General features: G+C 62.0%; 19 protein-coding genes, 1 tRNA gene and 1 pseudogene. 7 read left to right on the forward strand and 14 right to left on the reverse strand.

Going from position 1 to position 18,792, the window contains the following annotated elements; genetic code table 11:
• Positions 1-4: 4 nt before the first annotated feature.
• Complete coding sequence (locus ACZYOF_RS22950) at positions 5-328, forward strand: YnfA family protein (protein WP_463717198.1); 324 nt, start codon at positions 5-7, stop codon at positions 326-328.
• 38 nt (positions 329-366) lie between these two features.
• Here ACZYOF_RS22950 and ACZYOF_RS22955 read toward each other — a convergent pair whose 3' ends face one another.
• Positions 367-903, reverse strand: coding sequence for a disulfide bond formation protein B (locus tag ACZYOF_RS22955; RefSeq protein WP_463717199.1), 537 nt, complete (start codon positions 901-903; stop codon positions 367-369).
• Positions 904-1,055: 152 nt separating this feature from the next.
• Here ACZYOF_RS22955 and ACZYOF_RS22960 point away from each other — a divergent pair.
• Positions 1,056-1,140 (forward strand) — tRNA-Leu (locus ACZYOF_RS22960).
• 258 nt (positions 1,141-1,398) lie between these two features.
• Here ACZYOF_RS22960 and ACZYOF_RS22965 read toward each other — a convergent pair.
• From ACZYOF_RS22965 to ACZYOF_RS22975, 3 genes are all read right to left on the reverse strand, one after another.
• Positions 1,399-2,376: a Bug family tripartite tricarboxylate transporter substrate binding protein gene (locus ACZYOF_RS22965; RefSeq protein WP_463717200.1), complete on the reverse strand. Its 978-nt coding sequence runs from the start codon at positions 2,374-2,376 to the stop codon at positions 1,399-1,401.
• 154 nt (positions 2,377-2,530) lie between these two features.
• Complete coding sequence (locus ACZYOF_RS22970; protein ID WP_463717201.1) at positions 2,531-3,754, reverse strand: FAD-dependent oxidoreductase; 1,224 nt, start codon at positions 3,752-3,754, stop codon at positions 2,531-2,533.
• Positions 3,755-3,842: 88 nt separating this feature from the next.
• A complete protein-coding gene (locus ACZYOF_RS22975; protein ID WP_463717202.1) occupies positions 3,843-4,229 on the reverse strand; it encodes a cupin domain-containing protein in 387 nt (128 codons plus the stop codon).
• Between the two features lie 11 nt (positions 4,230-4,240).
• Between ACZYOF_RS22975 and ACZYOF_RS22980 the strand changes: the two genes are divergently transcribed.
• Both ACZYOF_RS22980 and ACZYOF_RS22985 read left to right on the forward strand, forming a co-directional pair.
• Positions 4,241-4,399, forward strand: a complete 159-nt coding sequence (locus tag ACZYOF_RS22980; RefSeq protein WP_463717203.1) for a hypothetical protein — start codon at positions 4,241-4,243, stop codon at positions 4,397-4,399.
• 65 nt (positions 4,400-4,464) lie between these two features.
• Positions 4,465-5,409 carry a LysR family transcriptional regulator gene (locus ACZYOF_RS22985; RefSeq protein WP_165421000.1) on the forward strand — a complete coding sequence of 315 codons (945 nt, stop codon included), beginning with the start codon at positions 4,465-4,467 and terminating at the stop codon, positions 5,407-5,409.
• Between the two features lie 271 nt (positions 5,410-5,680).
• On the opposite strand, the pseudogene ACZYOF_RS22990 reads toward ACZYOF_RS22985, so the two are convergent.
• The 3 genes and pseudogenes from ACZYOF_RS22990 to ACZYOF_RS23000 form a co-directional block, all read right to left on the reverse strand.
• Positions 5,681-6,073: pseudogene (locus ACZYOF_RS22990) on the reverse strand (ATP-binding cassette domain-containing protein); the annotation flags it as partial.
• A 54-nt stretch (positions 6,074-6,127) separates the two neighbouring features.
• Entirely contained in the window at positions 6,128-7,885 is a 1,758-nt protein-coding gene (gene ggt, locus ACZYOF_RS22995) for a gamma-glutamyltransferase (RefSeq protein ID WP_463717217.1), read from the reverse strand.
• 197 nt (positions 7,886-8,082) lie between these two features.
• Complete coding sequence (locus ACZYOF_RS23000) at positions 8,083-8,919, reverse strand: universal stress protein (protein WP_463717204.1); 837 nt, start codon at positions 8,917-8,919, stop codon at positions 8,083-8,085.
• A 528-nt stretch (positions 8,920-9,447) separates the two neighbouring features.
• Between ACZYOF_RS23000 and ACZYOF_RS23005 the strand changes: the two genes are divergently transcribed.
• Positions 9,448-11,166 (forward strand): alpha/beta hydrolase, encoded by a 1,719-nt coding sequence (locus ACZYOF_RS23005; protein ID WP_463717205.1) that lies wholly within the window; start codon positions 9,448-9,450, stop codon positions 11,164-11,166.
• A 36-nt stretch (positions 11,167-11,202) separates the two neighbouring features.
• Here ACZYOF_RS23005 and ACZYOF_RS23010 read toward each other — a convergent pair whose 3' ends face one another.
• The 4 genes from ACZYOF_RS23010 to ACZYOF_RS23025 form a co-directional block, all read right to left on the reverse strand.
• Entirely contained in the window at positions 11,203-12,294 is a 1,092-nt protein-coding gene (locus tag ACZYOF_RS23010) for an ABC transporter ATP-binding protein (RefSeq protein ID WP_282526635.1), read from the reverse strand.
• 3 nt (positions 12,295-12,297) lie between these two features.
• Complete coding sequence (locus ACZYOF_RS23015; protein WP_130577474.1) at positions 12,298-13,149, reverse strand: carbohydrate ABC transporter permease; 852 nt, start codon at positions 13,147-13,149, stop codon at positions 12,298-12,300.
• Positions 13,149-14,090: a carbohydrate ABC transporter permease gene (locus ACZYOF_RS23020; RefSeq protein WP_282526633.1), complete on the reverse strand. Its 942-nt coding sequence runs from the start codon at positions 14,088-14,090 to the stop codon at positions 13,149-13,151. Before ACZYOF_RS23020 ends, ACZYOF_RS23015 begins: the two co-directional genes overlap by 1 nt.
• Before the next feature lie 91 nt (positions 14,091-14,181).
• Positions 14,182-15,444: an ABC transporter substrate-binding protein gene (locus ACZYOF_RS23025; protein WP_394567357.1), complete on the reverse strand. Its 1,263-nt coding sequence runs from the start codon at positions 15,442-15,444 to the stop codon at positions 14,182-14,184.
• Between the two features lie 390 nt (positions 15,445-15,834).
• Here ACZYOF_RS23025 and ACZYOF_RS23030 point away from each other — a divergent pair, with 390 nt between their 5' ends.
• Together ACZYOF_RS23030 and ACZYOF_RS23035 are read left to right on the forward strand one after the other, a co-directional pair.
• The gene (locus ACZYOF_RS23030) at positions 15,835-16,011 is read left to right on the forward strand and encodes a hypothetical protein (RefSeq protein ID WP_463717206.1); all 177 of its coding nucleotides are present in this window, start codon (positions 15,835-15,837) and stop codon (positions 16,009-16,011) included.
• A 113-nt stretch (positions 16,012-16,124) separates the two neighbouring features.
• Positions 16,125-16,427: a hypothetical protein gene (locus ACZYOF_RS23035; RefSeq protein ID WP_130577471.1), complete on the forward strand. Its 303-nt coding sequence runs from the start codon at positions 16,125-16,127 to the stop codon at positions 16,425-16,427.
• Between the two features lie 101 nt (positions 16,428-16,528).
• Here ACZYOF_RS23035 and ACZYOF_RS23040 read toward each other — a convergent pair whose 3' ends face one another.
• The 3 genes from ACZYOF_RS23040 to ACZYOF_RS23050 all read right to left on the reverse strand — a co-directional run bounded on the left by ACZYOF_RS23040 (position 16,529) and on the right by ACZYOF_RS23050 (position 18,784).
• The gene (locus ACZYOF_RS23040; protein ID WP_130577470.1) at positions 16,529-17,254 is read right to left on the reverse strand and encodes a hypothetical protein; all 726 of its coding nucleotides are present in this window, start codon (positions 17,252-17,254) and stop codon (positions 16,529-16,531) included.
• 120 nt (positions 17,255-17,374) lie between these two features.
• Entirely contained in the window at positions 17,375-17,656 is a 282-nt protein-coding gene (locus tag ACZYOF_RS23045; protein ID WP_165420998.1) for a hypothetical protein, read from the reverse strand.
• 165 nt (positions 17,657-17,821) lie between these two features.
• Positions 17,822-18,784: an NAD(P)H-dependent flavin oxidoreductase gene (locus ACZYOF_RS23050; protein ID WP_463717207.1), complete on the reverse strand. Its 963-nt coding sequence runs from the start codon at positions 18,782-18,784 to the stop codon at positions 17,822-17,824.
• Positions 18,785-18,792: the final 8 nt, after the last annotated feature.

Consider the following 18,792-nt stretch of genomic DNA (forward strand, 5'->3'; position numbering starts at 1 on the left):
CCTTATGAGAACTGCTGTCGTCTATGTTGGCGCCGCGATCGCTGAAATCGCCGGTTGCTTTGCATTCTGGAGCTGGTTGCGTCTAGGCAAGCCTGTCTGGTGGCTGTTTCCGGGCCTGCTCTCGCTCATCATGTTCGCGTACCTGTTGACGCTCGTCGAGACCGAGGCGGCGGGGCGTGCCTATGCCACCTATGGCGGCATCTATATCGTCGCGTCGCTTGTTTGGCTTTGGGCGGTCGAGAACGCACGTCCCGATCGCTGGGACATTACAGGCGCCTCCATATGTCTGATCGGCGCAGCCGTCATTCTATGGGGACCACGTGGGTAGGTAATAGGGGTCGCCTTCTCACGCCGGAGGGCGATGTCTCAAGCGCGCGCCGTCCGCGCAAAGCCCCAGGCGGCGATGGCGGCCATCAACAGCGAAATCAGCACGTTGTAGCCGGCGAGCGAGAGGCCGAGGAAGCGCCACTGCACCTCGTCGCAGCGGATCACCTTCACCGTATCCAGCCGCTGCAGCAGCGTGCCGGCGCTGCCGAGATTGCCGACCGGCCCGGTGCAATCAGTCGGCCCCTGCCAAAAGCCCCATTCGACGCCGGCGTGGTAGGCGCCAAGCCCGGCATTGACGAGCGCGGCCAGCGCAAGAACTGCCAGCCCCGCGAGCAGCAGCGGCCGCGGAGCCCCCTTCGCGGCGACGAACGCCACCAGCGCCCCGAGCGGGACCGCGAGATAATAGGCGTAACGCTGCTCGAGGCAGAGCGGACAGGGCAGAATCTCCAGCACAAGCTGGAAGAACCAGGCGCCCGCCAGCGTCGCCGCCGCGATGACAGCCACGGCCGCCGACGCCGTGAAGGCCGGACTGGCGGTATTGCGTGTGGACAGCGGATTGGCGGTCGCAAGCGTCACGGCTAAAGCTCCTGCAATACCAAGGTGGTATCCCCTGGTTGTACCGCTGTCGAGCCGCCTTCGGATCAAAACCGCGCGGGTTGACCCCGCCACCCCGCCCGCTATATTCCGCCCGCTTCGCGACGCCAGCCTTAAGGGCTGATGGGGCGAATGCCCCTGTGGCGGAACTGGTAGACGCGCTCGACTCAAAATCGAGTTCCGCAAGGAGTGCTGGTTCGATTCCGGCCAGGGGCACCAACTCGCCACCATTCGAGACAAACCCGAACAAACAACCGTGCTCGCTGTTGGTGCGACCACAAGCCGCCTTTGACAGCTCTCACCACCCGCTCACAAAGGTCGTCCCCATCCGCTTCAGGCACCCATAGCGGTTTGGGCACACACACGTTTCTGTGGGCGAGAGGCGGGTTGCAGGCGTTGGGTGCTGTAGCGGCAGCCTACGTCTTCGTGCTGAAAGTGCTTCTCACGGGGATCATCGGTGCCTTCTGATCGACAGCATCAGTTGAAAACCTTTGCTTTTACACGCTTTACAATATTTTCCATCCGTGCAGAATCCTTTGCGATGGTTTCTCCGAACTTGGCGGGCTCATCAGCGATCACGGTCAAACCAAGGCCTTCCAGACGAGCTGAGACGGTCGAATCTCGCAAGGCCTCCACGATGGACTTGTTGAGCTTCTCGATCACGTGCTTTGGGGTCGCCGATGGAGCAACAAAGCCGTACCAGTTGCCTGCGAGGAGATCAGGTGATCCTGCTTCCGGGGACGTCGGCACATCGGGTAGCTGCTTGCTTCGTTCAAGCGCGGTCACGACAATTGGCCTCAGCGCTCCGCTCTGCACCTGCTGGACGACATTCGATAGGTTGTCGCACATCATAGAAACTTGACCACCGACAACATCCTGGAGTGCCGGAGCTGCCCCTTGGTACGGTATGTGAACGGCAGCAATGTCTTCGAGCACCTTCAACGTCTCCCCACACAGGTGGCTCGTGCTCCCATTGCCGGCCGAAGCAAATGTCAGCTTGCCAGGCTCAGCTTTGGCCAGCGCCACCAACTCCTTCAGCGAGCTTGCCTTGACCGACGGATTGACGACGATGATGTTCGGCGTCGAAGCGCCATTGGTGATCGGCGTGAAATCCTTTTCAGGATTGTACGTCGGCTTTTCATAGATCCATTGGTTGATCGTAAGCATGCCAGTGGTCGCAAGCAGAATCGTGTGGCCATCCGCTGGTGAGGAAGCGACGCGAACCGCCCCGATCGACCCGTTTGCGCCGCCGCGATTTTCGATGATCACCGGAACACCGAGCGACTTGGACATCAACGGACCCACCAATCGTGGAATCGCGTCGGCGGTGCTTCCGGCAGGATACGGGACGACAATCGTAATCATCTTTTCAGGAAATCCAGCCGCTGCCGCGCCGGGCACCCCGAAGGATGCTGGCGATAGCAGTGCCGCCAAAATAAACGTCGCCCACTTCATCAGTAGATCATTGCTTCGCATTCTGAACATCCTGCATGACATCTTGGGAACCATGGCATTGACTCCTCCAAGTTCACTGGTGCTTCCACTGAAGTGGTTCTTACCCGGCCGATAAGCCGGTTACCGTCGACATCGTCTAAGAGAGAATTGCTGATCACCCCTGGTGGGCCGCGGCGACATGCAGCGAAGCTGCACGCTCGAGCGAGTCCAGCATTGCAATTCGGCGCAAGAGCGCTCGTCCCTTTTCCGGATCGGCGGCCGCGGCGCGAATGTCGTCGCGGAAACGCGCGCGGTCGGCTTCATCTTTCGCCTCGAGATTCTTCTTGTTGCGAATGGTGTCGCCCTGAATGGCCTGCATCGTGACCGTACGACGCTGCAGATCGTAGTCGGCGAGAACACGCTCATTGGCCGTACCATTGATGACCGAACCCAACTTCGCCGTCAGGTTCAAAGCGTCGTGAATGCCGCCATTCATGCCCATGCCGCCGAGCGGATTGTTGATATGGGCGGCGTCGCCAGCCAGGAAGGCGCGACCTTTCTGGAAGTTCGCGGCGACGCGCTGATGCACACGATACAACGTCGTGTGGAGGATGGGGGCTTCCATCTCGGCGGGAACGATCCGCCGGATCGACGCCGTCACATAGTCTTCGGAGAGCGCCTCGGCATCGGAGATTTCCGCAGCCACCGGCATCATCACGCGCCACGCTCCGAGGATGCGGAGAAGGAAGTACCAGCGCACGGGATCGGCGACATAGCTGACCGACGACACACCCGGGCGAAGCACCGTGAAATCGACCGGAGTTGTCATCACCAGAAAGCGCTCGGGCCAGGTGAAGCCCTCGAATTTGATGTCCTGGCTGCGGCGTACGATGCTGTTCGCGCCATCGGCGCCGATCAGCCAGGCGCATTCATGCATGGTGTCGCGCCCCTGGGCTCCGACCACTACCTTGACGGCATCGCTCGTCTGCTCGACGGATTTGACCTCGCTGCCGAACGCGATCGAGAACAGCGGGTTGCCGGACAAAGCATCCAAAATGATGCGCGTTAGCTTGAACTGCTCGGCCTGCAGGCGGAACGGGTGCCGCACCAGATCGGAAATCGCTGCGAAGTCGAACGTCCCGAGCACGCCGTCTTCGGACGAGCTGTATTGAACAGTCGGCGCCTTCAGGCCCTGCGCAATCAGGGTGCTGGCGAAACCGAGATCATCGAGCATGTCCAGCGTGGGCGGATGGAACGTCGATGCGCGCGACTCGCTGCTCAGTTGGTCGTTCTTCTCCAGCACCAGAACCGGGATGTTCTGTCGCACCATATCTGCCGCTGCCACCATGCCCACCGGCCCTGCCCCAGCGATGATGACGGGAGGCTTCGCATTACTCATTGTATCCAGACCTCTTGCAGAAATTTCGAGCATCGGCTCTTATCGGCGCCTCCGCGAAGGAGGCCGCCAGTCAATGTGTCTGCCGCTGTCAGGCGGGATCGTAGTAGTGCATTTCGAGAAGCAGGCAGCCGCCTTCAGATTTGAACGGACCGTGCCACGCGCCCGGCGGCCTGACGGCGTAGGTGTATCCAGCAAACGGCGTGCCGCCTTGCCCGTTCACGTCATTGCCAACGATCAGGTCGCCGGAGACCAGAAAGACTTCTTCCCAGTGGTCGTGAACGATCGGTTGCTTGGTGAATAGGCCCGGAGGGAATTTCAGCAATCGGGTCCGGCTACCGCGCTTGTTCGCGGTGTCCAGCGATCCGGACAAAATCTTCTCCAGCGCGCCCGACTTGGGATCGTAGCCCTGGGGCAGCTGCCAGCCGCTCTCCATGTCGAGCGTGTGGAACTCGTCATGCAATTTGTTGACCGCCACGGATATTCTCCTTGAAGTTGATCGTTGAAGCGCCTGCAGGTTGGCCGGCGCTGCAGTCTGAAATTCCCAACGCCATTGATGGGCGCGGCGTTGATAGAGGCCGCCGCTCAATTGACTTTCGTCATCCGCGCGAGTTTGTTGCCTTGTGTTTAGGCGTGCAAACAATTTAATCTGCGGACGTCTTGCGTTTTTGGAATGAACTATGCGCCGCAGAATACCCAGCCTCGGCGCGCTGATGGCCTTCAGCGCGGTTGCTAAGCACCTCAGTGTCACGCGTGCCGCCAGCGAACTCGCGCTGACCGGAAGTGCGGTCTCGCGCCAGATCGCGCAGCTGGAGACGCAGCTCGGCGTCAAACTCTTCCACCGGATCAAAAAGCGGATCACCCTGACGCGTGCCGGAACAGCCTACAGCACCCGTGTGGCGCAGACGATCGAGCGGATCGAGCGCGATACACTCGAGATCATGGGCTACGAGGCCGACGGCACGGTTCTGGACATCGCGGTGCTGCCCACCGTCGGCACCCAATGGCTCATTCCGCGCCTGCCGGACTTCTATGCTCAGAATCCCGGCGTTGCCGTCAACGTGAGTGCGCGCAACACGCGCTTCTTCTTCAGCGAGACCGCGCTCGATGGTGCGCTATACTTCGGTGAGCCGGACTGGCCCGGCACGCAAGCAGACTATCTGTTCGACGAAGTTCTTCTGCCGGTCGGATCGCCGACGCTTATCGGCAAGCGCGCCGAACTGCGACCGAGTGAGGTTGCCGAATTGCGGCTTCTGCATCTGGTCACGCGACCCGATGCATGGCGTCGCTGGTTCGATGCTGCGGAACTCGGCGGTACGAATGTGATCCGCGGGCCACGCTTCGATATTCAATCCACTTTGATCAGCGCAGCGAACTCCGGTCTTGGCGTCGCCCTGCTTCCTGAATTCCTGATTTCCGACCAGTTGACCTCCGGCAAGCTGAAGGTGCTGTCGAGCCTCACGTTGAGAAGCGTCGGCTCGTACTATTTCGCCTGCCCGGAAGAGAAAGCCGACAATCCCCTGCTCTCGGCATTTCGTGCATGGCTCCTGACGCAAGCAGGCACGTCAGCGCCTCCGGCACTTCGAACGGCAGGTGGGCAAACTGGTCCTAACGCAAGCCGACGCTCAACTGTATCTCGCTCTGAGAAACAGCTTTGACGCCGTCGAAACCTCGCTCGAACGCCTAATGCCTAAGACGCGACGTGTGCAAGTGACCATTTCGGCCACCATCGCTTCGGCTATGGCGCTCTTTCCACACGAAGAGTCCCTTCGCGGAGAGCCCTCTCCCGACCCTCTCCCGCAAGCGGGAGAGGGAGCGCAGCGTTCATCGCGGCTGCAATTCCACCTGATTGGATCATGCTCTAACGCAAGAAAAACCGTCAGATCGCCGCCTGCGATACACGGTCAAAGAAGTACAGCCGATCGGGATTCAGCGCGAGGCGAAGCCGGTCGCGGACTTTTGCTTTGATGGTCGGCCCACTGCGGCCACCATCGTGTTGGGGCCGACCCTGACGTCCGAGAGAATCTGGGAGCCGAGCTTCTCGATGGCCTCGACCACAGCATCGAAGCTGAGGCCCGCCGCGTCGCTGTCGGATGCGACATGCAGATCCTCCGGGCGGATTCCGAGCGTGACGTTCTCTCCCACATACGACCGGAGCAGCTTGGCGTCGAGATTCGATAGCGGCTCGTCGAACAGGAACACCTGCGGATGTCGAACGATGGCGCGGCCCAAGGCGACGCGCTGCGGCTGGCCGCCGGAGAGCTGCCGCGGCTTGCGTTGCAGTTGTTCCTCGATGCCAAGGATTTCGGCCGCAGCCTTCACGCTGCTGGTGTCCTGCTCAACGATTCATCGGTCGCGACCTTTCGAAACGTCGATCTAGTCTCCCGCGGCACTGCCGGCCGGTCGGCGATCATCATGGGCGCCATAGAAATAGCCGGGCCGCATCCTGCCGCTCCGCGCGGCATCATTGCCGGACGAGCGCGGACCGGCAGCGCCGCCATCGACAGGACCGACCGCGATGAGCTCAGCCGCTCCCCACGGCGTCTGTTCGACCAGTTTGTAGCCCATCTCACGAAGCAGCTTTGCGGTGTCAGGTGAGATCGCATACGGCTCGTAGTCGAGTTCATCAGGCAGCCCTTGAAGATGCAGCCGGGGCGCATCAACTGCCTGCCGCGGCTCCATACCGTGATCGATGATGTTGAGTGCCGCCTCAAGCGTAATGGTGATGATGCGCGGGCCGCCTGGGCTGCCGAGCGCCGCAAAGATTTTGCCGTTCCGGGTGATCAGCGTCGGGGCCATTGATGACAGCGGGCGCTTATTCGGCGCGATAAGATTCGCCTGGTCCTGCACCAGCCCGTACATATTCGGCACGCCGCGCTTGATAGTGAAATCATCCATCTCGTCATTCAGGACGAAACCAGTGCCCGGCGCCATCACCGCTGCGCCGAACAGACCGTTGAGCGTGTAGGTAACAGAGACAGCGTTGCCGGCGTGATCGATGACCGAGTAGTGCGTGGTATCGCCTTGTTCATGCTGTTCGAGTCCGGGCCGCAGCTCCGCCGAAGGCGTCGCCTTGTCGGGCAGAATTTTGGCTCGGATGGCTGCCGCATAGTTCTTGGACAGTAGCCGATCAACAGGATTTCTAACGAAATCGGGATCGCCCAAATACGTATTGCGGTCGAGATAGGCATGACGCATGGCCTCGGCCATGACATGGATCGAGGCAGCCGAGTGAAACCCAAGCGCCGCCATGTCGTAGCCCTCGAGAACATTCAGTATCTCGCACAGCGTCGTGCCGCCTGAGCTCGGCGGCGGCGCCGAGGCGAAGACGTAGCCGCGATAGGTACAGTGCAGCGGCTCCGTCTCGGTGATCTTGTAATGAGCAAAATCATCGGCTGCCAGGATTCCGCCGCCTGCCTTCGACGCAGCCTCGACCGCAGCCGGGATTCGGCCGGTGTAGAGGGCGTCCGGCCCGTCCTTGGCGATCGCTTCGAGCGTCACCGCCAGATCTGTCTGCACCAACCTGTCGCCCGGCTGGAGGTTACTTCCGTCGTGGCGCAGAAAGATGCCTGCGACCGCCGGGTCATTGTGAAACCGACCTGCCGTATAATCCATGATGTCGGTGTCGGCGCGGGTCAGCACAAACCCATCGCGGGCAAGCCGGATCGCGGGCGCCATCACCTCGGCGCGCGACATCGTCCCATATTCGGTCAGGGCGGCATCCAGCCCCTTGACCGTGCCCGGGATAGCAACCGCCTTGTAGCCAAACCGGCTAGCGCCCGGAATCGGATTGCCGCTGATGTCGAGATACATCTTTTCGCTCGCCGCTAGCGGCGCAGTTTCGCGGAAATTGATGAACCGGTCACGACCATCGGCCAACTGCACCAGCATAAACCCGCCGCCACCAATATTGCCGCAACACGGATTCACGACCGCCTCGGCGTAGCCTACGGCGACAGCCGCATCGATGGCGTTGCCGCCGGCCTTCAGTATCTCCAGGCCTGCCTCAGACGCGAAGTGTTGCGAACTCACAACCATCCCGTTCCGCGCCTCGAGCGCCAACGGCGTCGCCGCATGCGCCCCGCCCGCGACCATAGCCAGGAGCAGAGCCATCCATTGTATGTTCATCATCATACCACTCCGGTACACGCCAGCCTCGGGCGCACGCTCTTCCGCATGAGGAGACGCCGTGATCGCGCGCTGCGCAACACTTAGATGGTTACGTTTGTCACGATCCAACATCCCCGCCAGGAGTTGAACGGGCAGCGTTTGACCCGCTCGCCCGCATGAAGGATGGATGTCGCGCGCGCAGGCGGCGCCGTCGCTGCAAACTAGTGCGATAAGAGTACGGGAATCTCGATCCTCGCGTTGAAGATATCTCGCGTTGCGCTACCGAGCATCAGCTCGCGCTCGAATCCATGTGCGAACGCGCCCATCACAAGCAGATCCGCGTCTGCTTGCTGCGCATAGGCCAGAAGGCTCGCGCCAATGTTCAAAGTCTCACGATGGATCGTGCCGAACTTGGCATCAACATGCCACCGCGCCAGATAGCGGCAGAGTGCGTCTCCAGAATGAGGTATCGGAAACAGCTTGTCGTCAATGACCGATACGACGAGTACCTCACGCGACTGAGCGAGAAGGGGCAAAGCATCGCGCACTGCACGAACCGCCGAGCGTGTTCCGTCCCATGCAACGACAATCCGGCCTTTTGCGAGTACAGGGGTGTTTGGTGGCACGAAGACAATTGGCCGACCACTCGCAAACAGAGCTGCCTCGACGAGTTCTTTGCGGGGCGAATCGAGCGGCCCGCGCGCATCGATAATCAGGACGTCGTGCACCTGGGTGCAATGGATCATTCGTTCGCGAAGCGAGACGGGCTGGTTTTCGGTCTGCAGAATGTCACATGATACGTTTGCGTCCGTCGCAGCGGACTGAACGAGTTCCGCCGTTCGTGCCACCCGTTCACTTGACGTTGCCGGCTTGGCGCCAGCCCTCTCCACTTGCCGAATGTCCGGTTCAGGCGGCAAGTCGCGGAGGTCGGTTTCCACATCTGCAATCAATGCAGATAGATGCGCCCCATGCACGCGAGCCAGGGCGATCGCACAATGCGCTCCGCTCGAGAGGTCATCTCTGCGCGAGGGAGAAAGGAAAACGAGTATGTCCTTCATGTTTTATCACCATACGGCTCAAGAGATCCGCACTCGTTTGCGCACGTGATCAATTGTCCTCAGGCTGGCCGGCTCGTCAATTGCCTACCTTGCAATACGACGGGATCGTGTCGCGTGTTCCCTCCTGCTGTCGGTTCCGCGACCTCTTCGCCTGATGCCCGCGGGATGATGATCGCGGGTGGCGCCAGGGCGAGCCTCTGGCAGCGTAGCGCCCAACAATGATCCAACGGGGGCGTCGGCGCAGCCATCAACACCAGCCTGTCAAGGCGATCTGGCGAATAGTCATACAACCCAGTTGTGTACGAGCTGGCACAAAAATGCTAGTAGTGGCCAACGCGCGCCGCGCAGAAGGTTGACGATTAACCAGCAAGGAGGGCGTCATGCTCTTCGAAGGCGGTTTGCCACACGAAGGATACCGTCCGGGCCGACGATCCTTCGGCTAAACACTCGTGTCGGTATGCGGCATGCTTGCGATGCTGTTGCAATCCGTTCAACGGCGCTTTCTGACCACACTTCGCTCGCAGCACGATGGTCACCAATCGATCCCCAGCCATAAAGAGAAGGCTGTGGCCTTCATTCTCTACCGGCGGCGTTCTCATTGGAACGCTGTTTCTTGCTGCCTCTCTGACGCCGACGCTGTTGCCGCGGACCTTTTTGACGCAGGGCGTGCTTTCTGGATGCTCTCTTGCGGCCGGATACGGCATCGGCGTATTTGGCGTTTGGCTTTGGGACTATATGGAGCTTGTGCAACTCACTGGCCGCTTCCTGCGCGTCGTCAAGCTCGCTGCCGCCACCGGTTGCGCGATCGTCGCGATCATCTCCCTCTCGCAGATGGCGCAATGGCAGAATTCAATCCGTGAGTTGATGAAACTCGAGCCGGTCGACACGGTGCATCCACTCGAGGTCGGCCTGATTGCGCTGACTGTTTTCGCAATCCTGATCGCGCTCGCGCGGCTCTTCCGACTGACGCTCCGCTTTGTCGCGACAAGCGTTAATCGTTTCCTGCCAGGACGGGTGTCTAACGTCATCGGCGTCATCGCGGCGGTTGCGCTGTTTTGGTCGGTTATCAATGGAGTCCTCTTCCGCGCGGTCCTGCACGTCGCAGAGGCGTCCTTCCGGGAATACGACGCGATGATCGAACCGGAGACTCCGCCGCCCACAGACCCTTTGAAGACCGGAAGCAACGCTTCCCTGCTCGCCTGGGACAAGCTCGGGCGGGCGGGGCGAGAGTTCATCTCCTCGGGGCCGACCCGCGAAGACATAAGCACTTTGTCGGGCAGGCGAGCGCTCGAGCCCATTCGCGCCTATGTCGGACTACGCTCGGCGGCCACGCCGGAACGGCGCGCCAAGCTTGCACTGGAAGAACTAAAGCGCGTCGGCGGGTTCGAACGATCCGTGCTTATTGTGGTAACTCCGACCGGCACCGGCTGGGTTGACCCGGCGGCGATCGACAGCGTCGAATATCTGCACGACGGTGACGTGGCGAGCGTTGCTCTGCAATACTCCTATCTTGCCAGTTGGCTATACCTGCTCGTGGACCCAGGCTATGGCGCTGAAGTCGCGCGCGCCCTCTTCAAGGAGATCTATGGATATTGGACCACGCTTCCGAGGGGAAACCGGCCGAGGCTTTATCTCCACGGTATCAGTCTTGGCGCCACGAATTCCGAACAGTCGACGGACCTGATCGAAGTGATGGGCGACCCTTTCGATGGCGCGCTCTGGAGCGGGCCGCCCTATTCGAGCAGGCTCTGGCGCTGGCTCACCGACCATCGCAACCCCGGGTCGCCCGCCTGGCTTCCCCGCTTTCGCGATGGATCGTTCGTGCGGTTCATGAATCAGCACGGAGAGGCTGCCGAGCCCCCAGGTCCGAATGCCCCGTGGGGACCGATGAGGATCGTCTACCTCCAATATGCAAGCGATCCGGCGACCTTTTTCGACTATCGCAGCCTCTATCGCGAACCGGACTGGATGCAGCCGCCGCGCGGCCCGGACGTGTCGCCGCAATTGCGCTGGTACCCGGTCGTAACTCTTTTCCAATTGATGCTGGACATGTTCATGGCAACCGAGGCGCCGATCGGCTACGGCCACGTCTACGCCCCGGCGCACTACATCGACGCATGGATCGAGGTGACGGACGTTCGCGACTGGGCGCCGGAAGGAATCACGCGGCTGAAGCAGCACCTCTCCAAGCCGCAGTCCGCCGCGGCTATTGGTCCAACACCATCGGCGGCCGGGACGCTTGAGTAACACGACCCCATCCCGAGCACGCCAATGTGAAAAACCTCAGATTGCCGCCTGCGACACGCGGTCGAAGAAGTACAGCCGGTCGGGATTGAGCGCGAGGCGAAGGCGGTCGTGGACTTTCGCTTTGACGGTCGGCTCGACCGCGGCCACCATCGTGTTGGGGCCGACCCTGACGTCCAGGAGGATCTGGGAGCCGAGCTTCTCGATGACCTCGACCACGGCATCGAAGCTGAGGTCCGCCATGTCGCTGCCGGATGCGACGTGCAGATCCTCCGGCCGGATTCCGAGCGTGACATTCTCTCCGACATGCGGCCGGAGCCGGCCTGCGAGCTCAGTCGGCAGCTTGATGCGGATGCCCTCATGGCGGGCCCAGAGGGCGCCCTCGGTGTCGGCCATTTCCACCGTCGCGAAGTTCATGGCCGGGGAGCCGATGAAGCCTGCGACGAAGCGATTGGCGGGCTCGTTGTAGAGCTCGAGCGGCTCGCCCACCTGCTGAACGAGCCCATCCTTCATGACGACCACGCGATCGCCGAGCGTCATCGCTTCGACCTGATCGTGGGTGACGTAGATCGCGGTGGTGCCGAGGCGGACGTGGATCTTCTTGATCTCCACCCGCATCTGGATGCGCAGCTTGGCGTCGAGGTTCGACAGCGGCTCGTCGAACAGGAACACCTGCGGATGCCGAACGATGGCGCGGCCCAAGGCGACGCGCTGCCGCTGGCCGCCGGAGAGCTGGCGCGGCTTGCGTTGCAGTTGCTCCTCTATGCCAAGGATTTCGGCCGCGGCCTTCACGCGGTTCGCGATCTCGGCGCGATCGAACCCGCGCATCTTCAGGCCGAAGGCCATGTTGTCGTAGACGCTCATGTGCGGATAAAGGGCGTAGTTCTGGAACACCATGGCAATGTCGCGGTCCATCGGCGGCAGCTCGTTGACGATGCGGTCACCGATCATGATCTCGCCCGAAGTGATCGATTCGAGCCCTGCCACCATGCGGAGCGTCGTCGTCTTGCCGCAGCCCGAGGGACCGACAAGCACCACGAATTCCTTGTCGTGAATCTCAAGATTGACGTCCTTAACGGCATGGACCCCGTCAAACCTCTTGTTCAAACTCCGTATGATGACCCGAGACATGGCTCACCCTTTGACGGACCCGGTGATGCCGGCGACGTAGTACTCGACGAAGAAGGAATAGATCAGCGCAACCGGTACCGAACCGAGAAGCGCGCCGGCCATCAGCGAGCCCCAGTAGAACACGTCGCCGCGGACAAGCTCCGAGGTGATGCCGACGGAGACCGTCTTCTGCTCCGGCGAGGACAGGAAGACCAGGGCATAGATGAACTCGTTCCACGACAGCGTGAAGGCGAAGATTCCGGCCGAGAGGATGCCCGGCACGGCGACCGGGAAGACGATGTAGACCATCGCCTGCCACCGCGTCGCGCCGTCGATGCGTGCGCATTCCTCGAGCTCGCGCGGGATCGCCTTGAAGTAGCCCATCAGCAGCCAGGTGCAGAACGGGATGAGGAAGGTGGGGTATGTGAGAACGAGCGCCCAGGGCGTATCACCGAGGCGGAAGTTGCGGATGATATCGGCGAGCGGAATGAACAGCAGCGTCTGCGGCACGAGATAGGTGATGAAGATGCCGGTGCCGAGGCTGCCAGCGAACGGAAATTTGAGCCGGGAAAGCGCGTAGCCGGCGAGGAGCCCGCAGAACAGCGAGATCACGGTGGCGAGCACCGAGATGAAGAAGGTGTTCAGCATCCACCTGCTGAACAGCGTCTCGTCCAGGAGATACCGGATATGGTCAAGGGTCGGATTGAGCGTCCAGAACGGCGTGTAGTTCGGCGCCATCCAGGGACGATAGAGCTCGGCGTCCGGCCGCACCGTCGTCACCATCATCCAATAGAACGGGAACAGCAGCCCGATCACGAACAGCGCGAGCGGGAGATTGAAGAAGACCCAACGACGCCAGCGCGCGCCCTCTATCATCAAAGTGTCTCCACGCGGCGGATATAGAGGAGCTGCACGACGACGACGATGAGCAACACCGGGAACATCGCGAGCGATATCGCCGCGCCCTCACCCAACAGACCCGTGCCGACGCCGACCTGATAGGCATAGGTGGCGAAGAGCTGCGTGGCGTTGGCCGGTCCGCCGCCGGTCAGGATATAGACGAGCTGGAAATCGGCGAATGTCTGGATCACCGAGAACAGCACGACGACCATGGTGACCGGCAGCAGCAGCGGCCAGGTGATGTAGCGGAAGCGCTGCCAGGGCCGCGCTCCGTCGATCGCGGCCGCCTCGGCCAGCTCCGGACTGATGGTCTGCAATCCGGCGAGCAGGCTGATTGCGTAGAACGGCACGCCGCGCCAGATATTGACGATCATCACCGAGATCAGCGCAAGTCCGGGGTCGCCCAGCCAATTGATGCGGGTGCGGATGATGCCGAGGTGAAAGAGCGTCCAGTTGATGACGCTGAAGGTCGGATCGAACATCCACTTCCACGCGAAGGTCGAGAGCACGGTCGGGATGATGAAAGGCAACAGGATGAAGGCGCGGGTCAGGGCCTTTGCCCTGAAATGGCGGTTGAGCAGCAGAGCTAGCCACAAGCCGAGCGCCAGCTTGAAGACGGTCGTCACCGCCGTGTAGAGGATGGTGTTCCAGACCGCGACGCGGAAGATGCTGTCGTTCATCAGCACCGCGAAGTTCTGCAGTCCGACGAAGTTTCCGGGCACGCCGACCTTGGCGTCGGTCACGGCCAGCAGCACGCCCTTGACGAAGGGATAGGCGATGAAGAGGCCGAGCAGCACCGCGGTCGGCAGCAGCAGGAAGAAAGCGAACCAGCGCTCGTTCTCGAGAACTCGCGTGACCGGCCCGCGCCGCGGCGCGGACACATAGGGTCTTGCAGCGACGACGGAGTCGACGGCCATCGAGCGGTTCTCCGAACGGCTGCCGGAGCGCTGCGGCCGCGGGCCGCAGCACCGAGGCGAGATCAAAACCTAGCGCGCCGAGGAAGCGGCTTCAAGCGGCATAAATCCTTGCGACCTCGTCGTGCGCCCATTTCACCGCGTCCTGCGCCGGCATGCCCTGTATCGCCTTTGCCGTCATGTCGACCATGATGTACTTGCTGAGCACCTCGGCTGCGTGGCGATCGGCCGGTCCGGCGTAGCCGGGGAAACGTCCGGCCCGCGCCGCCGTCCGGAACGGCAGCATCACGGGGTCGTTCTCCCAGAGCTTATCCTGCTCCCAAACCGTGGTCGCCCCGACGGAATAGCCCTGCTGCGAATCGAACCACGCCTGATAGACCGGCTTCGAGGTGATCCAGCGCAGGAACTCCTTGCCGGCCTTCTGGTCCTTCACATACTTCATCAGCATGTTCGACATCGGCAAATGATAGCCGAACTGGCCGGCGGCGCCCCTGGGCAGCGGCGCGTGCAGGATGTCCTGCCACATCGGCGTGCCGGTTTCGGTAAGATAGACCTGGGGCTTGCGCTTGGCCTCGATGTAGATCGAGGCGCCGTTCAACGTCGAGCTGATCGTGCCTGCGAGGAAGGCGCGGTTGTTGCTGGTGTCGTCCCAGGCGAGCCCACCCTCGTCATATGCGTCGTTCCAGAAGCCAACCGCGAACTTGACGGAATCGACCGTCGCCTTGGAGTTCAGCGTCACCGTCTTGCCGTCCGCCTCGACCTCCTTGCCGCCCCATGACCAAAGATACGGATAGGCATAGGTCGGCGGATCGCCGAAGCTGTGGCCGACCGTCTGCCCCAGGGGCCGGCCCTTCGCCTTCAGCTTCTTGCCGGCCTCGCGATATTCCTCCCAGGTTTGCGGGAACTTTGGCGCCTCGTACCCGATCTCCGCGAACCAGGACTTGCGGTACGCCAGTTGCGCGCCGAGCACGCACCAGGGGACCGCGATCCATTTCTTGCCGTCATTGGCGACGACGCGCGATTCCTCGTAGAAGCCGCCCTGCGCCTTGCCGATCTCCTCCGCCACATCGCTGACGTCGATGACGCTCTCGGGATAGAGCTGCGCCCAGTTGTTGAGCGCGCAGATCACGTCCGGTCCGGTGCCGGACTGAATCGCTGAGGTCGTGCGCGCCTGGATGTCGTTGCCGTTGATCATCTCGATATTGAGCTTGATGCCGAGCGCCTTGGCGCATTCGGGAACGATCACCTTGCGGAGCACTTCGTCCGAGGCAGGAACGAAATCGTTCCAGCGCAGCCAATGAATCGTCGTTGCCTGTGCGTAGGCGGGCGCCTGCTTCAGGGCAAGAATTGACGCCAATCCCCCAGTCCTCGCCGCAACTGCACCACCGCCGGAAAGCTTAAGAAGCTCACGCCGACTTATGCGAGCCATGACCTGTCCTCCCTCTATCTTGTAGTTGAATTCTCCTCTTTGCATGCAGACGTCACCCAAGAGACGTCACCCAAGAGACTTGGGCTTGAACAACTGGAGATACTAGCACGCCTGCCCAATTTCGATAACGCGTGGCGGGCGGAGGCTCGCTTGAAACCGGGGCAGCGTCGTCCTGCCGGGTAACCCTTTCGCACTGCACCGTTCGGGCAGTCCATGCGTCGCCTCCGCCAAGGCCCAGGGTTGGCCAGCACACCTTGCTTACCGACATGAAAAACGTCCTGTGCTATAGTGGGGTCCACGATCATGTGGAGCGGTCCCATGCGCGCACTCGAAGTGTTCGTGATCTATGTAGCGCCCTTCGTCATCATCGGGATCATCGCCAGGCTGCTGATGAAGCGAAGCAGCGTTGATCTGACCGACGTGCAGGCGCAGGCGGGAGCAAATCGCAGACCGCGCAAAGCTTTCCTGTTGGGAGGCTGGCGCAACGAGAATTGATGTCGCCCTGTTCCGCCGCCTTCAAGGGCCGCAGTGCAAAAAAATCGCGATGGCGCCAGAAGCCGGCCGCGTGTATAAGCCGGTAGCTTCTTCCGTAGCATGAAGAGGCTGATATGAACGACTTGCATGCATGGCTCTCGCAGCAGCACCATGGCCTGCGAACCTTCCAAAACTTCCAGCAAAAACTCGACGCGTTAGTGAGGGACGAGCCCGGGCAACAGGCTTTGTGCCGGCTGCTGAGCGATCTCGTTGGCGGCTACGTCGAAGCCTTCGACGAAGAACCTCTGCCCGTTGACGTCGCGGACCATGCCTATCAGCGCCTGCTTGACCTGGTTGGAAGCCTCGACCTTGAGGCCAATGCCGATCGTCGCCTGGCCGACATCAATCGCGTAGCGGCGTACGACCTGCTGCATTGATCGGGCGGATTGTGCGGGCGACTCTTCCCTGTCATTCCGGGGCGATGCGAAGCATCGAGCCCGGAATGACAGGATCGTGGGAAACTTTCTCGCCACGCCGCTCAGATCATCGCGGCGACTTTTTCCAGGCCGATGATGCGGGCGAGCGAGCGGACTTCGTTCTTCTGGTCTTCGCGGAGCTGGAACAGGAGCGGCATGGCCGCCGATTTCAATTGCTGCACTTCGTCGGAGTCCGGATCGATCGGCATCCCGTTCGCATTCGGATCGGCTTGGCGCTTCTGGTGGATCTTGCGGGCGACGGCGCGAAGCGCGGTCTCGACCGCAGGCCAGTAATATTCCTGCGACGAGGTCAGCTTCAGCCGGTCCTTGATGCCGGCGATCTGCGCATCGCTGAGCAGCGCGTAATTCTTCTGCGGCGCGGGCTTGGCGGCAGCCTTTGGCTTGGGGGGCGCCGGCGTGGCCGGCTGGGCGGCTGCAGGCTGGTTCGCGGGCGGCTCGGTCAATTTCGGCAGGCCGACATCGGCCGGCTCGGCCGAGGCATAGGCCTGGCGCAGGGAGGCCGTGAGATCCGGGATGGCGGCCTGGGCCTGGGCCTGAAGCTGCGCCTGCGCCGGGGTCTGCGGCGGCGGCTCATAGGCGGCGAGCGCGTAGGCCACCACCGCGAGGCGGTCCTTCTTGCTCTCCTTGTTGGAGACGGGATGAACGGGCGCGGCTTCCTCCGCGACACTGCGCGGCATCGGCACGCTGTCACGGCTCAAAATGCTGGTGGCGGCGGCGCCAACAACGAGGAAGCAGGTCAGCGCGATGATGGTCATGGCCCTAGTCAACGACGTCTCCATCTCGCCCGGACTTCCTTTGAAGTTGAACGCTAATTGCGGCGTTAGCATGCCCTTGGAACCGCCAAGGCGGGGCAAAGGCGAAAAAAACCTAATTTAAACAAGCGAAAATCAGGCCGCGGCGGCCAGTTCATAGGCTTCCTGGATGTCGGCGACGATGTCATGGGCCTCGAACAGCGCGGACCCTGATACCGAATGCAGGCTGATGGTCCAGTTGGTCCGGCGGGTGCGAGGCATGCTGACGACGTCGAATTCGACGTTGCGACAGAGCGGATGGCGCTGCAAGGCGTGGCGGACGCGGGTCCGAAGCTCATCAAGGGTCGCGGGGGTTTTGGTGAGAAAGGCCTCAAGAAGCACGTCGTATCCCCTTTGGTCCTGCGCCAGCCCGGCCATGGCGGCGGGCTGTCCTGCGCGGCTATTGTTGGGGCGGACGTGGTTAATGCCGGGTTAAGTGGTATCTCGGGGCGAATTAGTCGTAGCCCGGATGGAGCGAAGCGCAATCCGGGGTTTCGAGGGCGGGGTGACCTCATCCCGGATTACGCTTTCGCTCCATCCGGGCTACAGGGCGGCGCGATATTCCTCGACCGTCCTCGCCACCAGTTCATCCACCGGGAGCACATCCGTCACGCCGGAGACCGAATGGCCGGCGCTCCAGATATCGCGCCAGCGCTTGGGGCGGCTTTCGCGGGCGCCGATGTCGATATCCTTGCCGATGTCGATGGCGCCGCGCTGCGGCAGGTTGTCGGGATCGAGGCCGGCAGCTTCGATCGAGGGGCGCAGCATGTTGGTCTGCAGGCCGGTGAAGGCAGTGGTGAGCAGGATATCGTCGGCGCCGCTTGTGACAAGCATCTGCTTGTAACTGATATCCGCCATGCTCTCGCGCGTGGCGATGAATTTGGTGCCCATATAGGCGAGGTCGCAGCCGAGCGCTTCGGCGGCGCGTAGCGCGTGGCCATCGCAGATGCCTCCGGCGAGCACGATCGGACCATCAAAGAAGGCGCGGACAGCGCGCACGAACACGAACGGATTGAGCCAGCCGGTCTGTCCGCCCGCCCCTGCGGTGAGCAGCACCAAGCCGTCGGCGCCGGCCTCAATCGCGCGCTCGGCGTGGCGGATCGAGGCGACATCGGCGAACACCAGCGCGCCGGCGTCATGCAGCGGCGCCAGTACAGGCGCCGGCGAGCCGACTGACGTGATGACCATCTCCGGCTTGTGACGCAACAGCACCTCCAGATCCTGCTCCAGCCGCGCGTTGGAGCGGTGCACGATCAGGTTCGGACAGATCGGCGCGGCCGCGTTGCCGCTGGCGTCAGAATGCCGCTGCAATCGATCCTCGATCTCGGCGAGCCACTGATCGAGCTGTTCCGTCTCGCGGCAATTCACCGTGGGGAACGAGCCGATCACGCCATTGCGGCAGGCGGCTGTCACCAGCTCGACGCCGGAGACCAGAAACATCGGCGCCGCGATCAGCGGCAGCGAGAGGCGTTCGCGAAAGCGCGAGCGAATGTTGTTCGACGGCAAGGCGTTTC

The organism is Bradyrhizobium sp. LeoA1Lang (genome assembly GCF_055413685.1).